This is a genomic window from Microvirga aerilata (genome assembly GCF_016743775.1).
GTDB classification, from domain to species: Bacteria; Pseudomonadota; Alphaproteobacteria; order Rhizobiales; family Beijerinckiaceae; genus Microvirga; species Microvirga aerilata.
This window is the reverse complement of sequence record NZ_JAEQMY010000093.1, coordinates 1-14,393: the sequence shown is the minus strand read 5'-3', so window position 1 is coordinate 14,393 and position 14,393 is coordinate 1. Positions and strand designations below refer to the sequence as shown.

13 protein-coding genes are annotated in these 14,393 nt (G+C 61.5%); 5 read left to right on the top strand and 8 right to left on the bottom strand.

Translation table 11 applies throughout. From position 1 onward, the window contains the following. Positions 1 to 269 precede the first annotated feature (269 nt). Positions 270 to 1,220: a class A beta-lactamase gene (gene bla, locus JKG68_RS27105; protein ID WP_312890991.1), complete on the bottom strand. Its 951-nt coding sequence runs from the start codon at positions 1,218 to 1,220 to the stop codon at positions 270 to 272. 148 nt (positions 1,221 to 1,368) lie between these two features. On the opposite strand from bla, the gene JKG68_RS27100 reads away from it, so the two are divergent. After that, positions 1,369 to 2,349, top strand: coding sequence for a LysR family transcriptional regulator (locus JKG68_RS27100; RefSeq protein ID WP_312890990.1), 981 nt, complete (start codon positions 1,369 to 1,371; stop codon positions 2,347 to 2,349). A 336-nt stretch (positions 2,350 to 2,685) separates the two neighbouring features. Beyond that, positions 2,686 to 3,537 carry a C40 family peptidase gene (locus JKG68_RS27095; protein ID WP_202064986.1) on the top strand — a complete coding sequence of 284 codons (852 nt, stop codon included), beginning with the start codon at positions 2,686 to 2,688 and terminating at the stop codon, positions 3,535 to 3,537. Positions 3,538 to 3,641: 104 nt separating this feature from the next. Here JKG68_RS27095 and JKG68_RS27090 read toward each other — a convergent pair whose 3' ends face one another. Both JKG68_RS27090 and JKG68_RS27085 read right to left on the bottom strand, forming a co-directional pair. After that, on the bottom strand, positions 3,642 to 4,199 hold the full coding sequence (locus JKG68_RS27090; protein WP_202064984.1) for a GNAT family N-acetyltransferase: 558 nt from the start codon (positions 4,197 to 4,199) through the stop codon (positions 3,642 to 3,644). A gap of 108 nt (positions 4,200 to 4,307) precedes the next feature. Continuing rightward, a complete protein-coding gene (locus JKG68_RS27085) occupies positions 4,308 to 4,985 on the bottom strand; it encodes a L,D-transpeptidase (RefSeq protein ID WP_202064983.1) in 678 nt (225 codons plus the stop codon). 109 nt (positions 4,986 to 5,094) lie between these two features. On the opposite strand from JKG68_RS27085, the gene JKG68_RS27080 reads away from it, so the two are divergent. Both JKG68_RS27080 and JKG68_RS27075 read left to right on the top strand, forming a co-directional pair. Then, positions 5,095 to 6,123 carry a LysR family transcriptional regulator gene (locus JKG68_RS27080; RefSeq protein WP_202064981.1) on the top strand — a complete coding sequence of 343 codons (1,029 nt, stop codon included), beginning with the start codon at positions 5,095 to 5,097 and terminating at the stop codon, positions 6,121 to 6,123. 103 nt (positions 6,124 to 6,226) lie between these two features. Continuing rightward, positions 6,227 to 7,663, top strand: coding sequence for a phospholipase effector Tle1 domain-containing protein (locus JKG68_RS27075; protein WP_202064980.1), 1,437 nt, complete (start codon positions 6,227 to 6,229; stop codon positions 7,661 to 7,663). Positions 7,664 to 7,800: 137 nt separating this feature from the next. On the opposite strand, the gene JKG68_RS27070 is transcribed toward JKG68_RS27075, so the two are convergent. Continuing rightward, the gene (locus JKG68_RS27070) at positions 7,801 to 8,919 is read right to left on the bottom strand and encodes a spore photoproduct lyase family protein (protein ID WP_202064978.1); all 1,119 of its coding nucleotides are present in this window, start codon (positions 8,917 to 8,919) and stop codon (positions 7,801 to 7,803) included. A gap of 375 nt (positions 8,920 to 9,294) precedes the next feature. On the opposite strand from JKG68_RS27070, the gene JKG68_RS27065 reads away from it, so the two are divergent. Further along, entirely contained in the window at positions 9,295 to 9,495 is a 201-nt protein-coding gene (locus JKG68_RS27065) for a hypothetical protein (RefSeq protein WP_202064976.1), read from the top strand. 175 nt (positions 9,496 to 9,670) lie between these two features. Here JKG68_RS27065 and JKG68_RS27060 read toward each other — a convergent pair whose 3' ends face one another. From JKG68_RS27060 to JKG68_RS27045, 4 genes are all read right to left on the bottom strand, one after another. Further along, positions 9,671 to 9,886: a hypothetical protein gene (locus JKG68_RS27060; RefSeq protein ID WP_202064975.1), complete on the bottom strand. Its 216-nt coding sequence runs from the start codon at positions 9,884 to 9,886 to the stop codon at positions 9,671 to 9,673. 281 nt (positions 9,887 to 10,167) lie between these two features. After that, a complete protein-coding gene (locus JKG68_RS27055; RefSeq protein WP_202064974.1) occupies positions 10,168 to 10,932 on the bottom strand; it encodes a LuxR C-terminal-related transcriptional regulator in 765 nt (254 codons plus the stop codon). A gap of 287 nt (positions 10,933 to 11,219) precedes the next feature. Next, positions 11,220 to 13,502 carry a bifunctional diguanylate cyclase/phosphodiesterase gene (locus tag JKG68_RS27050; protein ID WP_202064973.1) on the bottom strand — a complete coding sequence of 761 codons (2,283 nt, stop codon included), beginning with the start codon at positions 13,500 to 13,502 and terminating at the stop codon, positions 11,220 to 11,222. Positions 13,503 to 13,837: 335 nt separating this feature from the next. Beyond that, on the bottom strand, positions 13,838 to 14,128 hold the full coding sequence (locus tag JKG68_RS27045; RefSeq protein WP_202064972.1) for a hypothetical protein: 291 nt from the start codon (positions 14,126 to 14,128) through the stop codon (positions 13,838 to 13,840). Positions 14,129 to 14,393 lie beyond the last annotated feature (265 nt).

Sequence of the window (14,393 nt, the reverse complement as noted above, 5' to 3'; positions counted from 1 at the left end):
GCCGCGTCCGCCCTGGAACAGGGCCGAGTTGAGCCAGGCGTCGAACCACAGCGCGCCGCGCTTGATCCGGGTCAGGAAAGGGATTTGAGGAGGCTGATGCATGATGGTCCTTTGACGGAGCCTTTCTTGGAGCGGATCAGGTCCGCTCTTCGATCGCCTGTTTTGGATCTCGTCAGCACGGGAGAGGGGTCACGCCCAAGATCAGCCTGATTGCCGGGAGCCATGAACGTGAGAGCTTGCTGGCTGTGCAACGGAGGGCCTTTCAGGGTTCAGCGGTATCTTTCCGTGACAGCACGGGCGGCCGCCGCGATCAGCGCGGCCCGTGCTTTCATCGGAGCCTGCGAGTCTGCGACGAAAGCTGTGATCGCGACCGGGCTGCCGTCAGGGGCCGTGAGCACACCGACATCGTTGGTTGCCGCAGAGATGCCTCGCCAGCTTGGGCTGGTTCCGGTCTTATGGCTCACGGTCCAGCCGGAGGGCGCTCCGGCTCGCAGGCGATCCGGAAAGGTGACCGTCTGGCTCATGATCGCCAGCAAACTGTCGGTGGACGGGGGCGACAACAGCTTGCCGGTTGCGAGCGCATGCAGAAACGCCGTCATGCCTTTGGGAGTGGCGGTGTCGCGCTCATCCCTCATATAGGCTCTGTAGGCTGTATCGCGCGCCGAGTCCGGAACCGCTTTTCTCGCGGCGGCAAACTTGCCGGGAAATACATAGTCCGGGTTCCACGACAGGCCCGAGATGTCTGCCTGCAAATGCCGTTCGTCGCGGTCGATCCTGACGCCCTGAATGCCTCTCTGCGCAAGGAATCCTTGGACGGCCCCGGGCCCTCCCAGACGGGCGATCAGAACATCGGTCGCAGTGCTGTCGCTTTCAGCCACCGCTCGTCTCACGAGATCCTTGATGGTTGTCGTGAACGAGCCTCTGGCCGCGACGATCTTCTCGATGGGCTGCACGTAAACGCTTAGATCCTCCCGCCTGATCGTGATGGTCTCGTTGAGGCTCAGCCGCTCCCCGTCGGCCGCCATCACGGCTGCTCCGACCACCAGCTTCATGACGCTCTGCAGGGGGAACCGCTCATCGCCGTTCACGCACACTGGCGCGGATCGCTCGTCTTGAGCGCAGATGCCTACGCGGCCAGGATGCCTGTCGGCAAGAACCCGAAGCTCCTGCCTCAGGGCTTCCCGGTCTGCGATGCTCCCCGCATGGCCTGCTGTACTCACCAAAAGAAAGGCTGCGGCCAATCCAATCCCAAACGCAGAGTACTGCCGAGACATCAGTGGCATTGCCTCATTTGCTCTTTCTTACGGGCGAATATCCGCCTATAGGAGCATGGGTAAGCTGAGCCAAGTGATATGTATTCAGCCGATAGTGAACGTAATTCAGGATGCGATGGACTGGCGGCGGCTTGATCTCAACCTGCTCAAAACTCTGGCCGTCATGCTGGAGGAGCGCAGCGTGGCGCAGGCGGCGGAGCGCCTGTTTGTGTCTCCCTCGGCGGTGAGCCATGCTCTTGCCCGCCTCAGGCGCGCCTTCAGCGACCCGCTCTTCGTGCGTACGCCCCAGGGCATGATCCCGACAACCCGGGCCCGGAGCCTCGAGCGCCCGCTATCGATCCTCATGTCGTCCCTTGAGGACGCCAGAGGGGACCCGCACGAGAGCTTCGACCCGGCAAAGACCCAGCGCACCTTCCGCATCGCCGCTCCGGGAGCGCTCGACCTCACGCTCATCCCTGCGCTGACAAGGGTGCTCCGCACGCGTGCGCCCGACTGGTCCCTAGCCGTCGAGACGTTCGAGCGCCGCAGCTACGAGGCCGACATCACGAGCGGGCGGATAGACTTTGTGCTCTCCGTCGGCGGTCACACGCCGACGGGCGAGCGGATCGCATCGTCCGTCCTGTGGGAGGACGAGCTTGTCGTCCTGGCAGGTCGAGGATCAGCCATCTACAGCACGCACGAGGCCCTCTCGATCGAAGACTACCTGACGCAACGGCAGATCTATCCGATGCCCTGGCCGGTGACGCAGAACTTCCTCGACATCAAACTCGCGAGAACGAGCCGCCACCGCACTTTCGCCCTGTCGGTTCCGAGCTATGCGGCTCTCGGAGAAGTTCTGGAGACCACTGACCTGATTGCGTCGATGCCTGACCGCACGGCCAGAGCGATCCTGCGTTCCCACCCCACGCTCCGGATCGTGCGGGTCACGCCGCCACAAAGATCCAACCTGTCACTGCTGTGGGCCGCGATGGGGCAGCCGGAACCGGCACAACAGTGGATGAGGAACGCCATCACAGAGGCTGCCTCGTCGGTCCCGAGAGGCGCACCTGAGCCCAATAGCCCTGACGCTCCGTAAGCATTGGCCGTTCAAGAATGCATAGGCCGGCAAGCGACCCATCGGCGGCCGCATCCGGACAAGCCTGGGATCAACTCTCCCAGGGCTCACCTTGGGATGAGCAGCGTTCACTTGAACCTGAATACACATCAGTTTGCCCAGTTTGGCAGCCCGTTTATACAATCCCCATTTCCCGTAAGACGAGCGGATCACAGGCTTCGGGTACGGTCATGGGGAGCAGTTGGCGCACCGTCGGCAAGCGGCAGGCCAACCAGGCTTGATCTGGCGCACCCTCAAACAGTGATCAGGCCATTGAGCGTCTGACGGTGATCGTCGCCTGCGTTAGGAGAGACTCCCATGAATTTCGATCGACGGAATACGCCTTTCCGGCCGGATCTCGCCGACACGCGGCTGAAGGGCCAGGTGGAGGCCGACCGCTTTTCGACGGGCAACCTGCGCCGGGTCACGGCCCCGTCGACCACCGTGCATCGCCATCCATCGTCTGACGCCGGCTTCGACACTGAGGCGCTCATGGGCGAGCTCGTGACGGTCTATGAGGAGCGTGACGGCTGGGCCTGGGGCCAGCTGAAGAGCGATGGTTACGTGGGTTATCTGCGAGCCGCCTCTCTCGATGATCCCGGCACCGAGCCGACCCATAAGGTCGGCGTGACGCGAACCTTCCTTTACACCAACCCGAGCTTCAAGCTGCCGAACGCGGGGTTCCTGAGCCTCGGAGCCCGGGTGGCCGTGACGGAGATCCTCGGCGATTACGCACGGCTTGCAACCGGCGGCTATGTTTTCGCAGCCCATCTCGTGACGCTTGACACGAACCGGACGGATTTCGTCGCCGTTGCCGAGAGCCTGCTGGGAGCGCCCTTCCTATGGGGCGGCAAGACCACGCTCGGACTGGATTGTTCGGGTCTCGTCCAGACGGCACTGAGGGCCACGGGGATCGAATCGCCCCGCGACAGCGACATGCAGGAGAAGGAACTCGGGACGTTTCTCGAGCTGAAACCGGACCTCTCGGGATTGAAGCGCGGAGATCTCGTGTTCTGGAAAGGGCATGTGGGCATCATGGCGGATGCCACGCGCCTGCTTCATGCCACTGCTTATTCGATGACGGTCATGACGGAGCCGCTCGCCGTTGCCGAGGAACGCATCCGCACCAACGGCTACGGCCCGATCACTTCGACAAAGCGATTGCGCTGATTCAAGCGAGGAGCCTCGCTTCTTTTCAGTTGAACGCCCGTTCCCTAAGAAAGCTTCTGCCAGGCTGGGATCGAGAGGAGCGGCGTCCTCAACTCGGTATGAACTTATGCTTCTCGGCTTTCTCTCGTGCGCTCCCAAGCATCCTTGCTCAAGCGGAAGCACATCCATGGCGCAGGGGTGCCGGACAGATCCAGCGTCGCATCGTAGGCATGTTCGGCGCCCAGTTTGGCCGTAGCCTTCTGCGATCGGATGTTGGTCGGGGCGATATGAAACCACACCTCCGGAAACGTCCTGAAGGCATGATCGAGCATCAGCCGTTTGAGCTGAAAGTTCGTCCTGCCGCCCCAGTAGGCGTGGTGCAGGAAGGTGAACCCGATGGAGATGCTGTTCGGCTGATCTGGCGCTGGGTAATACCGCGAGCATCCGATGATGTGGCCTGTTTGCCGATCCACGACACAAAGAGCAGCTCCGCTGTCCAAAAGGGAGTTGAAGTATGGCTCGAACTTCTCCCGCTTGTACCTGTCGCTCGCCGGATGCCCTGCCCAAACCTCAGGATGAGCGGCTGCAGCAAACAGCCCCTCCAGATCATCAGGTCTCAAGGGCCTGACCGATAGAGCGTCACCCATCAGCTCGGGCTGCGGATCGAAGCGGTTCGTGAACATGCAGAGAAGGCCTGTGACCTGGAAGGAATGGCGGATCCGATGAGTCAATGTATCAGTGATTCATCGGATCCATAACCGGTATTTTACATCCCTCAGGCAAGCCGGCGATCATCCGCTGGCAACGGTCGAATTGACGGGAAGCACGACCACCTTGCTGCCCGTCGGGACGCGTCGATAGAGATCGATGATGTCTTGGTTGAGCAGGCGCACGCAGCCGGATGAAACCATGGTCCCGATCGTCCATGGCTCGACGGTCCCATGCAGCCGATACAGGGTGTCGCGCCCGTTGCGATACAGATAAAGAGCGCGTGGGCCAAGGGGATTGTCGACGCCGCCACTTAATCCGCCGGCATGCTTGGCATAACGGTCGGGCTCCCGCCGGATCATGTCCGGCGTCGGCGTCCAGCGCGGCCACTCGGCTTTGCGGCCCACCGTTGCGGCACCCTGGAAGTTGAAGGCTTCTTCCTTGCCGACTCCGACGCCGTACCGGATGGCTCGTCCGCCTTCGAGGATCAGATAGGCGTAACGTTCGGCTGGACTGACCACGATCGTGCCCGGCTGCTCACGGGAAGGATACGAGACCTCCCGGCGGAGAAACTTCGGGTCGATGGTGTCGAGATCCACCGCAGGAACCGGGAAGGGTTCGGAGTCGATGGAGGCGTACATCAGTGCGTACTGTGGATCGACCTGGGGTTTGACCGCGGCCACATTCGGCTGCTGGCTGCTGACGCAGCCAGCCAATGCAACCGGGGCGCCAAGAACAAACGCACGTCTATTGATCATCATGCTCTCACGGTAACTGGGCAGGCTTTGCTCATCCGGGGCCTATGTGCGGCATGGTGCTTCCTGCGTCTATCTGTTATGAGGTGATCGGCGGCATAACCAGGAGGAATGCATGGATCTCACCCTGGCTTTGAGGGCCTTTCAGCGGACGGTTGAACGTGGTTCGGTTACGGCAGCCGCAAGGGATCTGGCGGTATCGCAGCCTGCGATCACGAAGCAGCTGACGAATCTCGAACGGCATGTCGGAGCACGCCTCCTGGAACGGTCATCGCGCATCGTCCGGCCGACGCCGCAGGGTCAGATGCTATATGAAGCAAGCCGCTCGGCACTGGCGACGATCGACGCCGCTCTGGAAGGAATGCGTCGCGACATGAACGACATCGAGGGATCCCTGCGCCTTCACGCTCCGTCCTGTCTGGGGGTCAAGCGCCTTCATCCCATCGTGATGGCGTTTCAGGCCAAGTACCCGGCGGTCGCGATCGATCTCGTTCTCGAAAACCGCAACGTCGATCTCGTCTATGAGAACTTCGATCTGGCGGTGAAGTACGGCCGCCCGGAAGGACAGGATCTCATTATTCGACGGCTTGGACTGGTTCGCCGCATTCTCGTAGCCTCTCCGGCGTTCCTGGCGGAGGCAGGCCCGATCACGACCGTTGACCGCCTGTCGGAGATCCGGGTCGTCACGACCCCGGCCGTCCTGTCGCCTAAGGATGTGCTGACGCTCAGGCGGCGGGGCGAGACGGTTGACGTCCCCGTGCGGCCTGCCCTGCGGACAAACAACGCGGACGTGATCTTGAGCACCCTCCTCGCGGGGCATGCAGCCTGCCCGGTGCAGTACCTCCTCGCCGCAGAGCAGGTGGCCGATGGACGGCTGATCCACATCCTGCCCGAATACGAAGTTCGCCCCACGGAAGCGTTTCTCGCCTATCCCTCGGTGCGCTTCATGCGTCCCGTAGTGAGAGCATTCACGGACTTTGCTGTTGCGTGCCTTCGCGCCACGGAGGGGATCGATCCTGTTCCAGACGCGGCGGCGAGCCCAAGCTCTTCCGGGGATGTTCTGGACGGTCCGACATCAGGCCGGAGGTCCCTTGTGCGAAAGAACCGCCGCCCATACGGCGATGCTCATCATGGCGCCGAATAGCGCCCCTTTCCCGCTTTCGGCTGTGAAGGGCGGCAACCTGAGCTTGCATATGCGTCGCTCTTTGCCTTTAAGATGTGATCCGGGGTGAAGCCTGGGAGGGATCATGCCCAAGAACATCGTCATCTTCTCCGACGGCACAGGCCAGCGCGGTGGTGTCCTGGTCGATGAGCGGCGCAGCAACATCTACAAGCTTTATCGGGCGACCCGCTGCGGCCCCGACGCCGCCATCGACCCGAAGGAGCAGCTCGCGCATTACGATGCAGGCATCGGCACCCTGCCGCCGGGCCTGGGCACGCTCGGAAGCCTGTGGCGCAAGTTCCGCAACCTCGTCAGCCAGGCTCTCGGCCTTGGGCTCACGGCCAACATCATCGAATGCTATGCCGCCGTGATCCGCCTGTGGCAGCCCGGCGACCGCATCTTCCTGTTCGGCTTCAGCCGCGGAGCCTACACGATCCGGTGCCTGGGAGCCGTTATCGGCTCCTGCGGCATTCCCCGGCAGGCCAAGGGTGGAGGCCCGTTGAGGCGGGACGAGGCCAGCACGCACAGGATTGCCCGGGAAGCGGTGAAGCGCGTCTATCAGCATACCGAGTCGCGCCGGGAGGAAGAGGCCTCTCCACGGGAGAAGCAGCTTTTGGCCCAGCGTCGCGAGCTCGCACGGCGCTTCCGGCAGGACTACGGCTGCGATGCGAACGGCGAGACGAACGCCTATCCCTACTTCATCGGGGTGTTCGATACCGTGGCGTCCCTCGCCAATCCCGTCATGCTGTTCGTGCTCGGCATCGTGGCCCTGCTCGGGGTCGCGCTCGTGAGCACGCTGCTCTGGTACCTCGTTCCTCCGTTCTGGATCTTCACGGGCTGGACGCAATGGGTCGTCGTTCTGGCGCTTCTGGTTGGGATCGTGGCCTTCGGGGCCAATCTCATCACCCGCTGGAAGTGGGAGATCGGCGTCGATCCCTGGACGTGGCGGCATCCGTTCCATCTCACCCGCGCCAGGATGACGTTCTACGACACCGAGCTGAACCCCAAAATTCCCTTCGCGCGGCACGCTCTCGCCATCGACGAGGCGCGAACGTCGTTCCAGCGGGTGCCGTGGGGTCCCCTCACAGTGGCAAGGGCCGAAGCTCAGTGCCTGGAGGATCCTGACGCACCCCGTTCCTTCGAGCAGATCTGGTTTGCGGGCAATCACTCCGACATCGGCGGGAGCTACCCGGAAAACGAGTCGCGCCTTTCTGATATCGCTCTGCAATGGATGGTCGAGGCGGCAACTGGGGCGGGTCTGAAGATCGACCCTTCGCTGCTCAAGCTCTACCCCGATCCGGAAGGGCCGCAGCACGACGAAACGAAGAGCAGCCTGTTCCAGTTTGCCGGCAAGAAGCCAAGGGCGATCCGGGAGGATGCCGTCCTGCACCCGTCCGTGCGCGAGCGCTTCAAGGCCGAAGAGGTGCTTCATTACGACATCATGCAGCCCTACCGTCCCGTGAACCTCCGGGGTCATGACGACGTAGCTCACCATTACCGCGAGACGTCCGGTCAGGCGTAAGGCTATGGGGCGCCGGTCTTGTGCGGGAAAGCTTCCCTCGGCCACCTCATGTGGACCGTTTGCGGCCTCTTATGCCGACTTCCTCTCCGCCGGCTCATGAGCCCTCATGGAAGTCCGGCTCCTTCCGCTTCCCTGCATCACGTCCAGTACAAGACGCGGGCCGAGGGCAGGCTGTTCTTGATCGCGTCCTCGAAGAAGGAGCGCATCTCCTTCATCACATCGGGCGTGTAAACGTATTTGAGCGAGTTGAACTTGGTGGTCTTTCGCGCGCGCCTGCTCTCGTCCATGTCCAGGTCCGACCCCGGATACCATCCGTTCAGCACATCCTTGGAGCCCGGGGTGAAGCGGTGGGTGATCAGCTCAGCCGTCAGATCCAGATCGTCGATACCCTCAACGGCCGCGGCGACATCTCCCAGGAGCGCGCCGTAGGCCTCCCGCCATTCTTGGATGGGCATGATGGGAGCAATCGTCAAACCCACCCGATAACCTGCAGCAGCCGCCCGCCGCAGGGCCCGGAGCCGCGCCGCAACAGGAGCCGTGCCTCCCTCGAAGCGCGCCGCCGGCTGGGCATTCACCGAGAAGCGGATTCGGGTGCGACGGTTGTGCGCGAGGCTCAAGAGCGGCTCGACGGCGTCATACTTGGTGGTGAAGCGCAGTTGCACGGGCGCCTGCCACGACCCGAAATGCGCGATCGTTGCCGCAAGCGAGCCGGTGAGATGCTCGATGCCCAACGGATCCGTATAGCAGGACGCCTCGAACGTCGTGCCTTCATGGGACCTGCCGGCCGAGCGTGACGTAACCTCTCCCCGTCCGACATAATCGGACAGGCAACCGAGGATCTCGGGGAGATTGGCATAGGCCCGTGTCACGGGAGGCCCGGCGAGGGAGCCTGCCAGATAACAGTACTGACAATGGGCAGGGCATCCCTCCGCCAGATCGACACGCCAGTCGGCGCTGGGCGGGATGGGCTGCAGGCGGCGCTTGCCGGGAGGAGCGACAACGACGGCAAGCGTGGTCTTGGCGTTCACATAGGACTGCCGGGCATTCTCCCCGGAAAGACCCGTCAGGCGGTTGCTCTTGAGCTCGATCACCTCCGACCCGAGGGCGGCCGCCCGCTCCACGATGGCGCGGCCGTGATCCCACTCGAGCGCCGCGGGGGTGACCAGCACCCGCCGGGGTCGCCACAGCTTCGGTGCGGCAGGATCCCTCGTGCGGTCAGGCTCTGCTCTGGCGAGGTTCGGGGGAGCGTTCAACATCGGTGCCTCCAGCCAGAGAACGCCGGCTGGCAAGGCAGGATCCCCTGTCAATCTGACACAGCCCCTCGGCAGGGGCTCAGGAACGGGATCGTCTGACCGCCTAGGACAGGCTCGGCCGGTCGCTGCAGCCGTTATGGGTCGCCGTTCTGCCGGTACATGCGGAAGCCTAGAGCAGCGCGCAGGGCATCGATCTTCGAGGTTGATGCCCGATGGCCGCACAAGCCGGTGCGGGGCAGCCTTGGGTACACCCTATCCTTATGGACATCACCCTTATGGATATATGCCGTCCGAGAGCAAAAGCCGGAGATCGGATCTCACTTTCTCCACGATTCGAGGGCTACTAAGATGCTCCATCCACTCACGGGAACCACCCCCATGTCACGGCCCCTTCTCGCTGTTCTGGCCATCGCGCTCGGCTTGCCCTTTCTGATCCTGCTGGCCCTCGTCTCTTCCGCGTCAGGGGTGAGCGCAAGCGTCTTCACGAGCGCCATTGGCATCGTGGTGATGTCGGTTTTTCTGATGCTGGTGATCTACGAGATCAAGCGGATCGCCGACCTGCCGCCGGATGCGCATTGATGCGCGCGCGATCGCAAAACAAAGAATGTATTCAGGCAGCAGGCGGGAGTGTCGTAGCGGCTTCCCGTCGGTGACTCACCGCTTTGAACGACCTTGAGGATCAGGGCTTTTTCACACCCGATCCTCAAGACCCTGTGCTCAGGTTAGGTTACGGAGCACATAGGGAAGAGGGCGCTTATGCGGCCACTCGTGCGCCGGATGGGCGCTCTTCGGCTGAGGCTCGCTCCAAGGCCATGAGGAGCACTCCAATGTCTTCACTCAGTAGGTCGATGGCGTTGCGGGCGTATCCACGAAATTCTTGCTTGAGGCTTTCGCTCTCACCATCCCATGACGATCCTTCGTGCTCGGCGTCGTAAAACGCACGAGCGACCAGTTCTACTTGATAGTTCATGAATGCCCCACTGATGTGCTCAGGTGATTTATTTTAAGTTTACACCTGTGGCGTGAGTACGCTTGCACGAATGAAAACAGACCGACCCGCCGCAGGATAAGGTCAGGCTTACAACCCGGTCCGGCTGATCCGCAATCCACCATATGAGCTACTCCATTAGGAGTAGAGAACAGGTCTTCGGCCCCTCGCCCTGGCGGAACAAGCGCTCGACGGCGAGGGAGGAGACCACGACCGATGCATGCGGGGCAGCTGCACCGGCCGGAGGACAGGCGAATTTTTCGTTACTCGCCGGGAACCATGGTGATGTCGTTCGATGCGGAGTTCAGGTACCCGGCCGCCCACATGGCCGCCTGAGTCCGGTTGACCGCCTTCACCTTTCTCAAGATCGCCTTGATATGCACTTTCACCGTAGCCTCGGCCACCCCGAGTTCCCGCGCGATCAGCTTGTTGGAGGCGCCTTGGGTGAGGCAGCGCAGGATTTGGGCCTCCCGGTCGGACAGCTTGTTCAGCATCATCGACGGATCGTTGGCCGGCATGGGGGCCGGCAGAGGCTGGAACTTGGTCAAAGGACCAGATGATGCCTGATCCACGAGGCTCAAACCGATAGTGGCCGGAATGAAGACTTCGCCCAGCATGACCAGCTCGAGAGCTTTGATCAGGGCATCGCGCTCCATGGTCGTCGGGCAAAGGCCATCCAGTCCCGCCTGGCAGATCTGCACGGCGGCGCGAGGCTCGACCTGGTCCGCCAGAATGACCACGCGAGCCGAGGTGCACTGCGCCTTCAGCTTCTCGACGGTGGCGATGTATTCATCTGGCGAAAGGCTGTCGCAGATGAGGAAGAGCACGGGCACCTTGTCGGCAAAGGCGGCCAGGCTCGAAAGATCGTCGTGGATCTCTTCCGAGAGAGCGAACCGTGTTCCGGAAAGGATGTGGCTGATCCCGGTTCTAAGAAGAGTGTTTCGGCAAATCAGAACAGTTGTAACGTGCTGAAATGGATCTTGAGCGATTGTGAGAATTTGCTCTTTATAGACGACATCATGACCCATGCTTGTTCTGCCCCTTGTAGCGTTCCGCAATGTGGTATCGTGGATAATGCCGCCAATTACCTGAGTTACACAGGCAAAAAGCCTTGGTAATGAAGAGGCCATATCCAGGGAACCGGTCCGTGCGTATCGAACCGAGCGTGGCAAAAACGGATGGGGAGGGGTTTAGTTCCTTCTTGAAGGTTATTCCGAAAGAGGTAACTCTCCGTAATGTCATCTATTTTCCGCTGTTGTTATAACACTCTGCTTTCATCGTGTGATCACGACGCAACATTCACTGTTTGGATTTCTTAACTAGCGTTGATGAGCGACGATATGCCCCTGTGGCCCTGAGCATTCATGGATGACCTGCGGCCGAGAAGGCTTGTCACCTGATCCGCCGAGAGAGCCCTGGAGAACAGGTATCCCTGCATCTCGTTGCAGCCTGCCGTGTGCAGGAATTTCTTCTGGATTTCCGTCTCTACGCCTTCGGCCGTGACCGTCAGGTCCATCGCATGGCCAAGCGACACGATCGCTTTTATGACCGCTGCGGCCTTGCTCCCCTGCCCTAGGCTTTGAGTGAACGAGCGGTCGATCTTGATCTTGTCGACGTCGAAGCGGTGCAGGTAGCCCAGGCTCGAATAGCCTGTGCCGAAATCGTCCAGCGCGATGCGAAAACCTGCACCTCGCAGCATCCGCAGCGCATCGACCGTCCCTCCCTCCTCGTCCAGGAGAACACTCTCCGTCACTTCGAGCTCAATCTTGCGGGGATCCCCGCCACAGTCGCCGACGATCCCGATGACGCGCTCGGCAAAGCCCTTGGACCGGAATTGGACAGGGGACAGATTGACGGACACGAACAGATCGGGCCAGCGGCGGGACACGCCGCAAGCCTCCCGCAAAACCCAATCACCGAGCTGATTGATCAAGCCCGTCTGTTCAGCGACGGGAATGAACTGGCTCGGCTGAATGCATCCCCGTTCCGGATGCCGCCAACGCGCTAGGGCCTCAACGCCGACGATATCGCCGCCGCCCAAAGCAATCTGCGGCTGATAGGCAACTTCCAGCCCCTTACCCGTTGCAAGCGCCTCCCGCAGATCGTCCTCGATCGTCTTGCGGAAATTGACGGTCTCATCCATCTCAGGCGTGAAGATCCGGTAGCGGCTCCGCCCCTCGCCTTTGGCGCGATAAAGGGCGATGTCGGCCTTTCTCAGAAGCTCGATGCGGTCCAGGCCGGCGTCGGGAGCGATAACAACGCCGATGCTGATCCCGACGAAGACCTGATGGCCGAGAACGTCGTAAGGCTGCTCGACAACCGCCAGAATGCGATCGCAAAGAGCCTTGACGTCCTCCTCTCCCGCAACCGATGACCGCACGATGGCAAACTCGTCACCTCCCAATCGGGCGATGGTGTCCTGCGCCCCGACGAGCTTCGACAAACGAACCGACAGCTCGCGGATGAGGCTGTCCCCTGCGTGATGCCCGAGTGTATCGTTGACATGCTTGAACCGGTCGAGGTCGAGCATCATCACTGCGATCTTTCCAGCGTGCTGGGTGCGCGTGACGGCGTGGTTCAGCCGGTCCTCGAACAGGGCCCGATTGGGCAGGCCGGTGAGAACGTCATGGAAGGCCAGGTGATGCGCCTGCGCTTCGCTGGCCCTCAACTCGAGCACCGTTCTTTCGAGGGCCGACATGGATCGCCTCAACTTGCCCACCAGCAATCCGAGCATGAGGAGGATGACTGCGGCGGCAGCCGCGGTCGCCGGGCCCACGGAACCCAGAACGCGATCGCCCGGCAGTTCCGGCTTCCAGATGAAGTACCCGATGAGATTGCCCACATCGGACTGAACCGGCACCGAGATCTCACCCGATTCCGGGCTGTCGGCGGCGGAGAAGCGAAGTCCCTCGATCAGGTTGCGTTCCGAAATCTGCTTGATGAAGCTTCCGTCGAGAAACCGGATGCTGACGAGGAGATACTCCCTTCCATGGGGGTAGGGAACGGCATCGGATTCGGGAATGATCTTCATGACGCTGACGGCTGCCGGGCGCCCAAGAAGCTCCAGCAGATGGGCATCGTGAATGGCTTTTCCGCTGGTCAGGTACTCCGCCTCGGTGAGCTCCTCGACATGCTCGTGGTGCGGCGAACCCAAGCCTCCACGGATGCCTTCAACGAGAGCATTGATGTTAGACCTGACGCGCTCGAAGTTCTGCGTCGAGACGCGAGCGGCCGCGATGGTCGCATCGATCGGCTCGTTTCGCTCATCCAGAATGTAGACTTCGTCCTGACCGAACGTTTTGCTCAGCCAAACCCCGAGATTGGCATCGAGCCATTTCAGGTCTCTCGGGCTCTTGTTGAGCTCCAGGACCGCATCGTCCCAAACGGCAACCATTTCCTGCTGCTGGGCAAGCTCCTGGACAACGGCGCGGATGCTTCGATCCGTCGTCCGAAGCTGGCGCTCGGCCGAGACATCATTGCTTTTGTTGACGGCCCACAGGATCGACAGAGCCCCCAGGGACAGTGCCGTCAGAGCAACAAGCACAACGGGCAGAAGAACGCCCCGGAGAAAGGGCAGCCCTGTACGATCAAAACACAAAATATTCTTCAACACGCGACACCGGGACGATTCCAAGGACAGGCCATGGAAGGCCTCACAACCAAGATCGAATTGACGAAATCTAGGGATTGGAAACCGCCGGATTCTCACCGACCTGGCAGGGGGGCATCATGCCTTTGAGCTGCGCAAACGGCTGCGGACCACTCAACCTGCCACAAATATCATGCTGGCCGAACGAGTTTGTATGGCTGGCTTAGGAAGTCAACAAAGCAGTGGATTCGTCCGGGATCCGATGTTTGCAGGGTTAACGGTCTTATCGGCCGGATGGTTAACCGCGCAAGGGCAATGGCCGAAGGGCCGCCGAAGACCAGTCGTCATTCGGGTTGCGCATGGTCCTCCAAGGCCTGAATGAGCTCCAGGCACTTCTCAGCCACGAAGCCGGACACCCTCGGGTCACCCTGGTAGTGCCGCATCACCACGGCGTTCGCCTGCTCGAAGAGGTCTGTCAGGTTTCCAGAGATGAAGGGACGCGAGCTTGGATAGTCGAACGCTTTGCCGGCAGTCAGCGGCTCGGACGCGGAAGAGCTTCTGGGCTCGAAAAGGCTGAGCACCTCGCATCCATCGGCAATCTTCTTCAAATCCTTGAAGGCAATGATCTCGGCCATCTTAAAATCCTACGCAACAAACTCGCCCTGACGGCTCACCTCTTCCGGGCCGAGGCCGTGCCGCTTTAAAAGGAAATCTAGGGAGAAATAAAGGCCTTTCCAGCCGGCGCTCCCACATGCGAGCCCCGATAACACAGCCCTTTCGGGCTAGGCGAAAAACGCGGCCCTGCCGCAATGGCGGGCCTTGCGGCGCCGGATGGCCTGATCCGGCGCCGCCCTCGGCAAAAGGAGTGCCTGGATCAGCGCTCCCAGGAGTGCCGCGGGC